This window comes from Tumebacillus amylolyticus (assembly GCF_016722965.1).
GTDB classification, from domain to species: Bacteria; Bacillota; Bacilli; order Tumebacillales; family Tumebacillaceae; genus Tumebacillus; species Tumebacillus amylolyticus.
Genome location: NZ_JAEQNB010000001.1, coordinates 219,223 through 232,831, shown reverse-complemented (window position 1 = coordinate 232,831; position 13,609 = coordinate 219,223). Strand labels below are relative to the sequence as shown.

Annotated in this window: 15 protein-coding genes; 6 read left to right on the top strand and 9 right to left on the bottom strand. The window is 54.4% G+C overall.

The annotated features are described in order from the left end of the window. Nucleotides 1-165: 165 nt before the first annotated feature. From JJB07_RS01165 to JJB07_RS01155, 3 genes are all read left to right on the top strand, one after another. Nucleotides 166-741, top strand: a complete 576-nt coding sequence (locus tag JJB07_RS01165; protein WP_201630414.1) for a matrixin family metalloprotease — start codon at nucleotides 166-168, stop codon at nucleotides 739-741. 15 nt (nucleotides 742-756) lie between these two features. Next, nucleotides 757-1,422 carry a hypothetical protein gene (locus JJB07_RS01160; protein WP_201630412.1) on the top strand — a complete coding sequence of 222 codons (666 nt, stop codon included), beginning with the start codon at nucleotides 757-759 and terminating at the stop codon, nucleotides 1,420-1,422. Between the two features lie 91 nt (nucleotides 1,423-1,513). Next, nucleotides 1,514-2,437, top strand: a complete 924-nt coding sequence (locus tag JJB07_RS01155) for a phosphotransferase (RefSeq protein ID WP_201630410.1) — start codon at nucleotides 1,514-1,516, stop codon at nucleotides 2,435-2,437. A 54-nt stretch (nucleotides 2,438-2,491) separates the two neighbouring features. Here the strand turns inward: JJB07_RS01155 and JJB07_RS01150 are convergent, their stop codons facing one another. Genes JJB07_RS01150 through JJB07_RS01140 form a run of 3 tightly spaced genes read right to left on the bottom strand, consistent with a single transcriptional unit; the run spans nucleotide 2,492 to nucleotide 5,055 of the window. Beyond that, nucleotides 2,492-3,472, bottom strand: coding sequence for an ABC transporter ATP-binding protein (locus JJB07_RS01150; RefSeq protein ID WP_201630409.1), 981 nt, complete (start codon nucleotides 3,470-3,472; stop codon nucleotides 2,492-2,494). Between the two features lie 13 nt (nucleotides 3,473-3,485). Beyond that, a complete protein-coding gene (locus JJB07_RS01145) occupies nucleotides 3,486-4,271 on the bottom strand; it encodes an ABC-2 family transporter protein (RefSeq protein ID WP_201630408.1) in 786 nt (261 codons plus the stop codon). Nucleotides 4,272-4,275: 4 nt separating this feature from the next. Next, the gene (locus tag JJB07_RS01140; protein ID WP_201630407.1) at nucleotides 4,276-5,055 is read right to left on the bottom strand and encodes an ABC-2 family transporter protein; all 780 of its coding nucleotides are present in this window, start codon (nucleotides 5,053-5,055) and stop codon (nucleotides 4,276-4,278) included. A gap of 85 nt (nucleotides 5,056-5,140) precedes the next feature. Here JJB07_RS01140 and JJB07_RS01135 point away from each other — a divergent pair, with 85 nt between their 5' ends. Then, the gene (locus tag JJB07_RS01135; protein ID WP_201630406.1) at nucleotides 5,141-6,418 is read left to right on the top strand and encodes a cytochrome P450; all 1,278 of its coding nucleotides are present in this window, start codon (nucleotides 5,141-5,143) and stop codon (nucleotides 6,416-6,418) included. A gap of 48 nt (nucleotides 6,419-6,466) precedes the next feature. Here JJB07_RS01135 and JJB07_RS01130 read toward each other — a convergent pair whose 3' ends face one another. The 3 genes from JJB07_RS01130 to JJB07_RS01120 form a co-directional block, all read right to left on the bottom strand. Then, on the bottom strand, nucleotides 6,467-6,712 hold the full coding sequence (locus tag JJB07_RS01130; protein ID WP_201630405.1) for a hypothetical protein: 246 nt from the start codon (nucleotides 6,710-6,712) through the stop codon (nucleotides 6,467-6,469). Further along, nucleotides 6,666-7,337: a DUF3990 domain-containing protein gene (locus JJB07_RS01125; RefSeq protein ID WP_201630404.1), complete on the bottom strand. Its 672-nt coding sequence runs from the start codon at nucleotides 7,335-7,337 to the stop codon at nucleotides 6,666-6,668. The genes JJB07_RS01130 and JJB07_RS01125 overlap by 47 nt, the downstream gene beginning before the upstream one ends. Before the next feature lie 115 nt (nucleotides 7,338-7,452). Next, complete coding sequence (locus JJB07_RS01120) at nucleotides 7,453-8,013, bottom strand: PadR family transcriptional regulator (RefSeq protein WP_201630403.1); 561 nt, start codon at nucleotides 8,011-8,013, stop codon at nucleotides 7,453-7,455. Between the two features lie 111 nt (nucleotides 8,014-8,124). Between JJB07_RS01120 and JJB07_RS01115 the strand changes: the two genes are divergently transcribed. Further along, nucleotides 8,125-9,591, top strand: a complete 1,467-nt coding sequence (locus JJB07_RS01115; RefSeq protein WP_236587546.1) for an MDR family MFS transporter — start codon at nucleotides 8,125-8,127, stop codon at nucleotides 9,589-9,591. A 45-nt stretch (nucleotides 9,592-9,636) separates the two neighbouring features. Here JJB07_RS01115 and JJB07_RS01110 read toward each other — a convergent pair whose 3' ends face one another. Then, nucleotides 9,637-10,905: an ATP-binding protein gene (locus tag JJB07_RS01110; RefSeq protein WP_201630401.1), complete on the bottom strand. Its 1,269-nt coding sequence runs from the start codon at nucleotides 10,903-10,905 to the stop codon at nucleotides 9,637-9,639. A gap of 122 nt (nucleotides 10,906-11,027) precedes the next feature. Here JJB07_RS01110 and JJB07_RS01105 point away from each other — a divergent pair, with 122 nt between their 5' ends. Further along, nucleotides 11,028-11,651, top strand: coding sequence for a class I SAM-dependent methyltransferase (locus tag JJB07_RS01105; RefSeq protein WP_201630400.1), 624 nt, complete (start codon nucleotides 11,028-11,030; stop codon nucleotides 11,649-11,651). A gap of 50 nt (nucleotides 11,652-11,701) precedes the next feature. On the opposite strand, the gene JJB07_RS01100 is transcribed toward JJB07_RS01105, so the two are convergent. Beyond that, nucleotides 11,702-12,193: a lecithin retinol acyltransferase family protein gene (locus JJB07_RS01100; protein WP_201630399.1), complete on the bottom strand. Its 492-nt coding sequence runs from the start codon at nucleotides 12,191-12,193 to the stop codon at nucleotides 11,702-11,704. A 170-nt stretch (nucleotides 12,194-12,363) separates the two neighbouring features. Then, nucleotides 12,364-13,566, bottom strand: a complete 1,203-nt coding sequence (locus JJB07_RS01095; protein ID WP_201630398.1) for a multidrug effflux MFS transporter — start codon at nucleotides 13,564-13,566, stop codon at nucleotides 12,364-12,366. Nucleotides 13,567-13,609: the final 43 nt, after the last annotated feature.

Here is a 13,609-nt window from a genome sequence, read left to right as displayed (position 1 = left end):
AGGAGCTGGCCTGTTCGGGCTTTTTTTATAGGGGAGATCTGGAGAGAAGTAAACGATACCTCTGTTACAATAATTTAATAAATAGACATTGATACACAGGATTACCCCGATATAGACTGTTACTTAGAAGTTTCGATTTGTAGATTTATAGAGGAGGCAACCAATATGCGCAAAACCCAGTGGGGGTTAGGATTTCTTACTGTTCTAGTCGGGACTACAATTGGTGCTAGTGCAGCCCATTCGTGGGCTCTTAACTCACGAGGATATAGTACGACACCTGCTTATGTTCATGCCTACAGTGGCTTTGCTCCGGAAACAAAGCAAGCCATCTCGAACGCGGCTGGACAGTGGAACACGGCAGGTGCCGGAAGTCTGGTTTTTCAAAGTCTTCCTGAACACTCGCTGACGACCTATCCCGTTTTGAATAACGAAAATGATATCACTCGGGGGAATCGTGGGATTGGCTATCTGATGGAGACATCCACTAGGACCAATTCTTCAACCAACAAGATAATCGAGGCGGATATCGACATTAATGTCTATTACCCCTTTGCAAGCGACGGATCAAGCGGGAACTATGATGTCGGGGCAAATATTACTCACGAACTGGGTCACTTGTTGGGTTTGGCACACAGCGTTGATCCAGAAGCCACCATGTTTGACCAGAGTGCACTAGGGGAGACCAAAAAGCGGACGATTGAACAGGATGATAAAAACGGAATCTTGTTCCTATATAAATAGGAGGTCATCGAACCTATGAAGAAAACACTTCTCTTGATATTCTGCCTGTCGGTTGGAGCTGGGATGATCGGATTTTCAGCATGGACCCAGCCGGAAAAGACTGCAACAACACAAACTGTTCAGGATGCGGACAGCACCGAGCCCCAAACGATCAGCGTGCATGGCATTATCCCAACAAAATACAAGACAGACTTAGTTGGTGAATCAGAAGTCATCGTACGTGGGAAAGTCAAAGAACTGTTGCCCAGCAGATGGAGCAACCCGAATTGGGGACGTGGCCAAGATGTGAGAAATGTCATTCAAACGGATGTCATGGTTCATGTGAACAAAGTTTTCAAAGGCACCCCTTATGACAAGGACATCGCCATTCGAATCGACAAAGGGTACGTCGGAAACACAACGTGGAAGTCGGAGGACAACCCTGATTTTGCACCGGACGAGGACGTGATACTCTTTCTTCACACCGATAACAGCGACGTGGCTAGACCGGACGAAAAGTATTATGTCTTGACAGGTATGGTACAAGGGAAGTTTACTCTTGATGCGCAACACCCGGAGGATAAACGTTTCCGAAACGACAAGGATTTCATTGACCCGTCCACCTTCGTCGAGGAGATTCCTGCTGAAGAAGAAGCCTACAAGAAAAAACCGAAACCGGCCAAAGCAAACCCGAATATCTAATTGTGAAAAGACCTGTCCGCGCTGGTGGACAGGCTTTTGTTTTGTTATGGTTGTAGGAAAATCATCGATTCACATCAGGAGGTCCCCCACCATGACCCAACCTTGGTCACCGGAGCATGTGGTGACGGAAGCATTGGCACGGCAACTGATTGAGACCCAATTTCCTGAGTTGGCACCTGCCTGTGTGCAGGTACTGGGCGAGGGGTTTGATAATACGGTGTATCAGGTCAATAAAGAGTACGTGTTTCGTTTCCCACGGCGGGAGATTGCAGTGCAACTCTTGCAAGCGGAGGGTCGGTTGTTGCCCGACTTGGTCGGGCGGTTTTCGTTGCAGATTCCAGAGCCGCTTTTTTACGGGAAATGTAGTGAGGAGTTCCCTTGGCCTTTCCTTGGGTATCGTCTCGTTCACGGTCTTGCGCCTGAGCGAGTTCCGCATCTTCGCCGAATCGAAGCGGCTCAGCCCCTCGCTGAATTTTTGCTCGCCGTCCATTCCTTCCCTCTCGAAAAAGCGCTCGCCTGCGGCATCCCCACCACCGACATCATGCAACGCTTCGATCTCACCCAACGCACGCCCCAACTTCACGACCATCTCAAAAAAGCCGCCGACCTCGATCTCCTCGAGCCGACGACTTTGCAAACCCTGCAAGCCTACGCCGACACCCTCTCCCAAACAACCTGGCAGCCTCCCGTGTACGACACTCTCGTCCACGCCGATCCCCACATCCGAAACCTCGTGGTGAATCTCGAAGGCACCCTGACAGGAATCATCGACTGGGGCGATGCACACATCGGGCACCGAGCTCTCGACCTCTCCATCGTCTACAGCTACTTGCCGCCCGAGGGCCGTGACCTTTTTTACAAAATCTACGGCGAAGTCGACGCCCAAACCCGAGAGATGGCGCGGTTCCGAGCCGTTTTTTCCACGCTGGTTCTCATGCTCTACGGCTATGACCAACAGCAACCCCAGCTCGTTGCCACCGCCAAACAGAGCCTCCACCTCGCCCTCCTCCACTAAAAAAGAGGCTGTCCGGTCCTCGCCCGGCCAGCCTCTCTTTTCTCAGAAATACCCCTACACCATCTGCGGCTGGGCATACATTTCCGAAATAATATCCTCAATCTTCGGCGTCTGCACCCGAATATCTCGAACCTCCCCGCACTGCCCCAGCGCGTCGATCAACTGCATCGGCCGGGTCGTCTGCTTGTCGAACGAAATCCGCGCCACATTGCGCCCCGCGTCATACTGCGTACCGGGAGGCAACAATACCTCCTCCACCCGCCCGTGATACTCCACTTCCAACACACTCGGCAACGGATACAGCTCCCGCAGCGAGTCCAGCGACCCGTCGTACACCTTCTGCCCGTGGTTGATGATGATGATCTGCTTGCACAACTGCTCGATGTCGTCCATGTCGTGGGTGGTGAGCAGGATCGTTTTTTGCTCCCGTTCGTTCAGTTCCTTCAAAAAACTCCGAATCCGCGTCTTCGCCGTCACGTCCAGCCCAATCGTCGGCTCGTCGAGAAACACCACGTCCGGATCATGCAAAAGCGCCGCGCACAAGTCCGCCCGCATCCGTTGCCCCAACGACAACTTGCGCACCGGCGTATCGAGAAACTCATGCAGACCGAGCAACTCCGCGTAGACCTCCATCGCTTTGTCATAGTCCTGCTTCCCGACTTTGTACATCGCCGCCAGCAGTTCAAACGAATCGCGCGTCGGCAAGTCCCACCACAATTGCGTCCGCTGCCCGAACACGACGCCGATCTTGCGGGCGACTTCCTTGCGGTGACGTTGCGGGCTGAGTCCCGCGACTTCCACCGTGCCGCCGTCGGGGTGGAGGATGCCGGTCAGCATCTTGATCGTCGTGGACTTGCCGGCCCCGTTCGGGCCGATGTACCCGACGAAGCCGCCGCGTGGGATTTCAAACGACATATCGGACACGGCGGGAATTTTATTTTGCTTGCCGGAGATGAACGTGCGGAGGGTGGCGAAGCGGCCTTTTTTTTGCTCGGAGACGTAGTAGAATTTCGTCAGGTCGTTGGCTTTGATCATCTTGAAAACCTCCTCAAGAGCCTGTGCTGTGATACTGCTTGATCCCAAAGCTCCAAAACTTCCACGTCACGCCCATCGTCGCGAGTGCCACCAACGGCGAGACGAGGAGATACCAAAACGCACCGCCCTTGTCAAACAGGTACAGCGCCGGAACATACGTGATGAACGCAACCGGAATCAGCGTGAACAGGATGCCGCGCAACCAGCCCGGATAGATGTGCATCGGATAACTCGCCGCATTGAGCGGACCGTAGTGGGTAAACGCGAGAAACTCATTGATCCGCACCGTCCAGAACCCGATCGTCGCCGTCGCAAGTCCCAGCGAGAACACGATGATCGTCCCGGTCACGAGCGAAATGGGCAGATAGAGCAGCGCGGGGCCAATCGAAACACCCTGCTCATGCATCCCCCAAAGAGAGAGTCCGAGCATAATCCCACCTTGAATGAACCCGCCGATCTGGTTCCAATACACACCCCGTGCAATCAACAAAGTCAAAGGCGAAACCGGGCGGGTCAGCAATTGATCGAACTCCCCGTTCGCCGTGTACTTCTCAAAATTATGAATGTCGTTCGCAAACACGCGATACAGCGAGCGCACCATCGAAGCCACCGCGAACAAGTATCCGACTTCGTACAGATTCCACCCGCCGACCGTATCAAACTTCAACAGAATCGCCGCCACCAACAGGAAGTCCAGCGCCTGCAAGATCATAAACACGAGCAGTTCCATGAAAAAAGCGGTCTTGTACTCCATCTGCGACTTGATGCTCGCTTTGAGCAACTTCCAATAGAGATTCACGCCGTCAACCTCCTTGCACTTCGAGCTTGCGCCGTGCCACACGGGTCAGGGCAAGGGCGACGAACGTCAGCAGAACGCACCAAAACAGCGGAAGCGCAATCCCTTCCACAGACGGACGCCCGAGTATGAACATCGCGGGAAAATAATGCATGCCCGCATACGGCGAATAGAGGGAAATCGTCGCGAGCCAGCCCGGCAAGATCGGCAGCGGCACGAGGAAACCGGAGAACGTCATAATGAGCGTATACTGGACGATGAACGACCATCGAACCGAGTTCGTCCAAAATGCGGTGATGCCAACAAAGTACGTCATGAGAAAGGCAAGATACATGCAGAGCAGCAAGGAGAGCAACAACCAGGGGAGTTGTGTCACAGCGAAGGTTGGGAAACCGACGAAAAGTGACAAGATGATATAGATGGGAATCGAACGGAAGATGATATTATACACTTGAACCCCAAAACACTGCGCCACATAGTACCCGAAAAAACTCACCGGACGCATCAACTGCAGCGAAATCTCGCCGGTCCGCACAGCTTCGTCGATTCGAAAGCCCCGCGGGAGGCCCATCGTCAGGAAGAAAACCCCCTGCACGAATGCCATGTACCAGCCCATCTCCTCGCTCCCAAACCCGATCACATGCCGGTTGGAGCCGAGTGTGCCTTGCCAGATCGCGATGTACATGAAGCCGAAAATCAAGCTTCCAAAGTTGTTGACGAGCGCCGCGATCCGGTACTGAAAGTTCCGTACATACGTCTTGCGAAACAGCGTGAGATAGAAGTTCACAGCTCTTGTTTTCCCCCTCTCTTGGAGAGACAGAAATTCATAATAGCACGACTTGGATGTTAATGGAAGGAGAATTTTACAAAATATGACGACTTTTTCACGCATGCCGGGCAGTCGGTTGCAGAATTATTTATGGTTCCAGCGGGACCCTCTCGGGTTCATGGTCGCAACTCGGGATTCAGGCGAGGTCGTGTCCCTTTACAACAGCGAAAAACGCCCGTCCTTCGTCGTCCACGACCCCGACGTCATCCAGCAAATTCTCGTGACCAAGGAGAAGAGCTTCGTCAAAGGCCGCTCCTCGTCCATTCTCCAACGCACCGTCGGCACAGGCGTCCTGACATCGGAAGGCTCCACCCACGATCGGCAAAAACGCGTCATGACGTCCGCTTTTACCAAACCGAACCTCGAAAGTTACGCAAGAGAGGTGGCGAGGTATTCGGCAGAGACGGTGTCTTCTTGGAAAAGCGGACAAGCCCGCTCGTTGTCGCACGACATGATGATGCTCACCCTGCGGATTATCTGCAAGACGATGCTCGGAGTGGAATTGCAAGAGGAAGCGGAACGGCTGGGGATTGCGGTGGAGGAGTGCATTCAGTACAGTGCAGATCGAATTTATTCGCCGTGGCCGGTTCCGTTGGCGTTGCCTTTGAAAAGCAACCGCACGTTCAAAGCGTCGCGGGCGGTGTTGCGAAGATTTGCGCAGGAGACGCAGGGGAATCAGGCTCCGCTGTTGAGCCCGCTCTTGGCGAATGCGTTTCCCGAGGAGGACATTCGGTTTCAGATCATCACCGTCTTGATTGCGGGGCATGAGACGACGGCGAATCTGCTGGGCTGGGTGTTCTACTTGCTGGCGAAGCATCCGGAAGCGGGGGAGAGATTGCGTCAGGAAATCACAGAAGTTGTCGGGGAGGAGGAGTTGACGTACGAGCATGTCGCCCGACTGCCGTATGCGCAGGCGGTGATTCAAGAGACGTTGCGCTTGTATCCGCCGGCGTGGGCGATTCTGCGCGAGAACATCGAGCCCGTCGAACTCTCCGGCGTGCCAGTGAACGGTCGAGGGACGTACATCATCTCGCCCTATGCGATCCACCGCGACCCGGCCGTTTTTTCAGAGCCGGAAGTGTTCGACCCTTCGCGTTTCTACGAAAGCGAGCAGGAGATCCCGCGCTTCGCCTACCTGCCCTTCGGAGCCGGCTCCCGCGCCTGCATCGGCAGCCAATACGCCATGATGGAATCGGTCCTCATCCTCGCCTCCCTCTGGCGCACGGGAACTCTCCGCCTCGCAGATCCCACCTTCACCGCAACCCCGGAGCCTTCCATTTCGCTCAGGATCAAGGGCGGATTGAGGATGGTGTGGGAGTGAGCTGAATCAAACAAAAAACCACTTGGACAGGAGTGTCCTCGTGGTTTTTTAGTGGTTCATCAGCAAAAAGTCCTGGTACAGTTCATTCGCCCAATGTTCGGGGCGGTAGTGGGTGATGTAGACGGTGCTTTTTTTAAGGGACTTCTCGACCCATGAATCCTTCAGTAGATTCTTGGCATCTCCCGCCGAGAGAGAATGCTCTTGAACCAGTGCTTTTTCCACTCGCTCTAGATAAGAATCATAAAGATCATCGGGCAGATCGGTATTCTTGTAAAAATTGATTGGCTTCGGCATCGGTGTTCACCTCCAGAAGTGGTGTCAGACATATGGCAGCTTGATCAGAGTGGAAGGAAAGTTGATCTTTCATCACGCCCCTTGGGGAAATCGCACTGACAAAGTCTTCAAAGGGAATTTTCTTCAAACGAAGAAGGGATGAGACCTCAGCGAAATTGGGCAGGCCGTCGGCTAACGGACCAAAGACATAGTCGTAGGTAAAATCCAGGTTATGCTCTACGAATTCATAGGTCTTGTATCTTCCGTAATGTGCGGAGACGTGTAAGCCGTTACGATTATTATATACAAAACCACCCCAGTCTGCATCGGGCTCTCTTGCAAAGATACGACCTCGGAAGGCAAAGAGTTTCTGCTTGTCCAATCTATAAATAATCACGAGGGCTTTCGTGAATTCCGGCTTGTAGCCTTTAATCTTGGTTCTGCGGAAGCGTTGTCGTTCATTATACGTATTCCGTTTTTCTTGAGCCCAGTAAAAGGCTTGGAACGGACAGGACGTTACGTAAAAACCTTGCCAAAAGTCAGTGAACTCACGACCGAATGACACCTGAATTCCTGAAGCAAGCGTTGGACTCTCTGCTTCCGTTGTTCCATGAAACCAGATATCAGGGAGTTGTATGATATCCAAGTTTGTTCTCCTTTTTAGAAATTATAGTTTCACTACTGAGTAATTATAGACTCATTCACTAGAGTAATCAAGAAGAGGATTAAGATACAAAAAAAGCCCCGCCGACACCATCGTGTCAGCGGGGCTTTTTTTCACTTTGCTCGATCTGTTTGAGGAAGTCGAAGCACCAGTCGAGTTCCAAGCGGGCGGTGGTGATGGCGCGTTCCAGAAGTTTGAGGCGGGTGAAGACGGGGGAGAGGATGTCCGGCTCGGTGAGGACTTCACTGTGTTCGTCCTGTACGTCGGCGAGCGTAACTTCCAATCGTTGCAGACGCTTGCGGAAGTACGCAATCCGCTCCTCCACCACGCGTTTCGCGCTGGCATGGTCGCCAAGCCACAACGTGTACAGCTTCAACACCATCTCGTCGCGAATGATCGGGTCGCCGCTCGGTTGCTGCAACCAGTCTTGGAGCGCAACATGTCCGGACTCGGTGATCGAATAGACTTTTTTGTCCGGCTTGTCCTTCTGCTCGACCAGCACATAATCGACATGGCCCTCCGTCTCCAACTTGGCGAGCAGGGGGTAGATCTGGCTGTGCTTGGCTTGCCACAGCGGTTGAATCGCCAACATCAGGTCATACCCCGACATCGGACGACGCGCCAAAAAGCTTAATAATGCGTATGCAAGCGTATTCATCGAAACCTCCGCATATGTAACTGTTGACATAGAATTTCGGGAAGCGTAACATATAGAGTAATTATATGTCAGGATTGACATATGTTCAACTTCTAGAAGGGGAGATCCAGTTTGAGTGAGACGTCCCAAGCGCAGACTTCCACCGTGAAGTTCTGGCCGATCATGATCGCGATCTTCTGCGGGGCCTTCCTTACGGTCCTCAGCACCTCGACGATCAACGTAGCAGTACCTGTTTTAATCGAGCATTTCCACTCCGACCTCAGCACCATGCAGTGGGCGCTGACCGGATTTTTGTTGGCAACGGGGACGACGGCTCCGATCTGCGGATACTTGGGGGAGCGTTTTTCGTACAAACGGCTCTACTTGGGGTCGCTGATCGGATTCACCCTGTTCTCTCTGCTCTGCGCCGTTGCGTGGAACGACTGGTCGCTGGTCGCCTTCCGCACGATGCAAGGGGCGTTCAACGGTCTCGTCATGCCCGCCACCATGACGATTATCTTCCAAGTCGTGCCCAAAGAAAAGCAACCGCTCGCGCTCTCGCTCTGGTCGCTGTCCTCAATGCTCGGCCCGGCGATCGGACCGACGCTTGCCGGTTGGTTGATGAATTTCTCATGGCATTGGATTTTCCTGCTCAACGTACCGATTGGTCTGCTCTCGATCATTCTAACCCAGCGTTTGATTCCGTACTACCGTCTCAACGTCCCGAAATCGTTCGACTTGCCGGGGCTGCTCACCTGCATCGCCGGGAGCCTCTCTCTGCTCATCGCGTTTTCCAAAGGCAATGCATGGGGCTGGGGTTCGCTGACGACGGTCTCTCTGTTGGTCTTCGGCGTTTTGATGCTCGCTCTGTTCCTGTGGCGCGAATTCAAAATCGACGTTCCGCTGCTCTACGTCCGCGTCTTCGAAAACAAACGCTACAACATCTCCCTGATCATCCTCTGCATCATCACGCTCACTTTGTACTCCGGCACGTATCTCACGCCGCTGTTCTTGCAAAATGTCCTGCTCGCTTCGCCGCTCGATACCGGACTGATTCTCTTGCCGGGCTCCCTCGTCATGGCGCTGATGATGCCGCTCGTCGGTCGTCTCTACTCCAAAACCGGCCCGATGCCGCTGATGATCACAGGCATCGTCCTGATTGCAATCGGCACGTGGCAGATGGCGCAACTGACACCGGACACGACACGCAGCTATGTCGTCTGGTGGATGGTCGTCCGAAACCTCGGCATCTCGCTGTCGTTCATGCCGTCTCAAACGGCTGCGATGGAGGAGATTCCGCGCAACGTCTCCGGCCACGCGTCTTCGATCACCAACTGGTTGCGCAATATGACAGGTTCGTTTGCCATCGCGATGTTTACGTCGATGCTCGGCGCTCGCGAGACCGTTCACACCGCCGACCTCACAGCGCAACACGCAGGGACTGCGAAGCAGATTGCCATCCATTCGTTCACGCTGTCCATGAACGACGTCTACCTGCTCGCCACGTTCATCGCCCTGATCGGCATCCCCGCCTGCTTCTGGGTTCGGAAAAAAAGGATCGGTGCAAACACCACCCCGACCCACACCGTCAAAGCCTAACAAAAAAAAAACCTTGTCCGCCCGCGCGGAGAAGGTTTTTTCTTTTTACGGAGCTGTCAGCGGCAACCGAATCGTAGCGGTTGTCCCGACGCCCACGTTACTCTCAAAGGCGAGCTGCCCGTCCATCGCTTGCAGGATGCGGAACGTCACCATCAGTCCGAGACCCGTTCCTTTTTCCTTGGTGGTGTAGAAGGGATGGCCGAGGCGCTTGATTTGCTCCTCGTTCATGCCGACACCCGTGTCGAGCACTTGTAGAATGACTTGTTGGGAGTCGCGATAGGCTTGCATCTTGACCTGACCGCCGTTGTGGCAGGCTTCAATGGAATTTTTCAAGAGGTTGATGACCGCTTGCTTCAATTTCTCTTGGTTCGCGTGTACCCACAGACCCGGCTCGATCTGATGGTCAAGTTTCACCCCGCGAAGCAGCGCGTAGGAACTCATCAGCTTGACCGTATGGTGCAAGTCAAGGGACGCCTCAAACACGGAGACCGTCTCGACTTGCAGTTTGGCGAAGTTGAGATAGTCGCTGATGATGAATTCCGCGCGGTCCAGTTCGGCGAGGGCCGTGTTCATATACTGCCGGTTTCGGTCGTCCAGGCTCCCGCGCGCGATTTGCAAGAAACCGCGCACGACTGTCAGCGGATTGCGAACTTCATGCGCGACGGAGGCGGCCAATTCGCTGATCACGCCGAGCTTTTCCGTGCGTTGCACCTCCGACCGCATGCGCGATGTGGAGATGAGGTGCTCGACGACCAAAGCGGCAATCGCCATCACGACCGCTTGCAAGAGCCCGATCAAGAGGAGGAACAGCGCATTTTTGGCCCCTTCTTCGCGAAAGGACAACGCGTGAAACAGTTGAAGTTCGTACGCAAGCATCCCGAGAAAGGCCAGATACTCCGCCACGGAGAACATCGTGACAAATGCGACACGCTGGCGGGGGAGGAGACGAAGGAATTTTTTCTCCCGTCCCAAGAGGATTGCATACAAGACCAACGAGAACAGCACGGAAAACCACGCCTGCGGACCTCCGATCCACAGTCGAAACACGATCTCCATCCCCAACGCCAATCCACCGGCCGCTCGACCGCCGTAAACCATCGCGAGCGTCAGCGGAATCACGCGAAAGTCCCAAAATATACCGTATCCATCCACAAAGGGATAATTCAAACACGCAACGGCAGACAAGCCGCCGAACAGTCCGATCAAGAGTTTGTTGCGCTGCGTCCGTTTCCGTCTCGGGCTGTTATGGAACACTTGGTAGAACAGAACCGGAAACAAGACGATCATGACATTCAAAAAGAAATCCTTGCTCAAGGACAGACCCCTCTCCCCGTGTCCGAATACACGTACCTATTATGCCAGAGATTGCATGTGATGACAGCTACATTATGTTAAAATCTAAAAAGCAAATTCGAATGCGTAACGGAGATGACAACATGGAGTGGACAGGCGAGCGAATCATCCCGAAATTATTGAAGCCGACGAACGGGATGTTGTTGGAGCATGTGGCGAGGTACTTTTTTGCGTTGCCGTATGTGCAGGGGCGGGTGCTGGACATCGCGTGCGGCAGCGGCTACGGATGCCACATGGTGGCGAAGGACCGCAAGCGGGAGTTGGTCGAGATGGTGGGGGTGGACAACGACCCCGAGGCCATTGCGTATGCAACCCGCGAATACCATCACCAAAAAGTGACCTACCGCCAAGGAGATGCACTCGACCCGCAGTTACCGGCGCTTTTGGGGACGTTTGATACGATCTTGAGCTTTGAGACGTTGGAGCATGTCGCCGATGACCGGCTGTTTCTGGACCATCTCGTGCAGATGTTGAATCCGGGAGGGACACTTGTGATCTCCACCCCGTACGGTCGAGGTCGCGGGATGCCGACGAGCGAACCGTTTCACGTTCACCAACTGACGGAGGCGGAGTTTCAACACCTGTTCGCCTCTTATCCGGAGCTCAGCGTCGAGTTCTACAACCAGCGCGGCCCCACGTTTGAAAAAGAACGCCGTGAGGGCGTCCGGTACTTCCTCGGCATCGCCGTGTGTACGAAAACTTCGTGATCTGTAAAAAAAGGAGTGTTCCGCCGATTGCGGACACTCCCTTTTTTTCCTCAACTCCCGTTTCGGCACCAGTTGGCGAAGTGTTCGCAGTTGTTGTGGAACAGGTTGTAGTCACTCTCGCCGATTCGCGCATACGCTCGACGGACGATCTCGCGGTCGGAGTAGCGCTTGATGCTAGATTTGCGGTGGATGTTCGACCCGCAAGCGAATCCATCGAGCGTCGTCTCGCAAATGCCGTGATCCAGCAGATAATGAATGACGCGCCCCGATCCGACGTAAATTCCATGATGCGTATACCCGACCCGTTGGGAGTAGATATGATCGCCCGCTTGCAAGCGATGCGTTTCATCGGTTCGCAATCGCTTCGATACACGACCCGGGTCGTTGGCGTCGAGGAAGTTTTCCACCGTTTGCGACAAGTTGCGGACTTTCTCCACCGGCGAGTGCTTGCCAACCTCCGCGACCAACTGAACGCCCGCGCCCAACAGCCCAAACACATCCCCCAATGTCCCGCCGGACCGTCTCCGTCTCCCTCTGCTCATTTGAAAACCCTCCCCTAAACACGACTTCGTTCTATTTAATTTGATTATACTAAATAATATGATATTCTCATAGCCAGTCGGTGTGAGGTATGCCCACCTCGCCATGATACGAACGAGTAAGAATGGAGCATAAAAAAAGAGAACCCGCACGCAACGGGTTCTCTTTTTTCTTACTTCCTTCTCGCCAGCAGTACGAAGCACAGCATGGCACCGACCGAGGCGACCAAAATCACGAGGCCCATCGGGGTCGCGTTGTTGCTCCCGCCCAGACCGACGAGCGGGGAGGCAATCGCACCTGCGAAAAGTTGGGTGACACCGAGCAACGCGGCGGCACTGCCTGCCGAGCGGCCGTGGTTCTGCATCGCGAGCGACGTGGACGTCGGGCCGACGACTCCGACGCAGGAGACGATGAGGAACAGCGAGACCATGACGCCGATCAACCCGATGCCGGAGACGAACATGATGTTGAGCAGCACCGCGCCGAGGAGCGACATCAGCAAGCCGGTGACCAAGACTTTTTTCGCTTCGACTTTCGAAGACAGTCGTCCCGTCACTTGCCCGGCGAGCACGATCCCAATCCCGTTGATCGCAAACAACAGACTGTACAACTGCGGCGATACGCCGTAGACATTTTGCAAGACGAACGGGGAACCGGAGATGTACGCAAACATCGACGCCATGACCAGACCTTGCGACCACGCGTAGCCCATGAAGACGCGGTCTTTCATGATGCCGCCAAGCGTCGAGAGCGTGTTGCGAATGCCCGCTTCGGAGCGGTTTTCAACGGGCAGGCTTTCTTTTAGCCCGAAGAACGTCGCGAGGAACATGATGACACCGAGCAGGCCGAGGACGATAAAGACCCCCTGCCACGAAGTGAATTTCAGCAGTTGCCCGCCGATGATCGGGGCCAAGATCGGAGCCAAGCCGTTGACCAGCATCAGCAGGGAGAAAAACTTCGTCATCTCCGAGCCCGAGTAGTAGTCGCGGACGATCGCCCGCGAGATGACGATGGCGCCGGACCCGGCCAACCCTTGCAGGAAGCGCAGTCCCACGAGCATCCAGATGTTCGGCGAGATCGCGCAGAGAAACGAAGCCAGCGTATAGACGACAAGGCCGATCAACAGCGGACCCCGACGACCTCGGATGTCACTGATCGGGCCGACGAACAATTGGCCGAGCGCCAACCCGAGCAGACACGCCGTCAGCGTGAGTTGGGCGGAGGACGTATTGGTCTGCAGATCGTTTGCCATCGTCGGCAACGCGGGCAAGTACATATCAATGGAGAGCGGGGCAAACGCCGCCAACGCGCCCAGTACGATGATCAGCCAAACCTTGCTGCGTTTGGCAGGCTGAGAGACAGCGACAGTGTTCAAAAAAGGTTCCCTCCTGACGTTCCATTTTTCTCCCCATTATAGA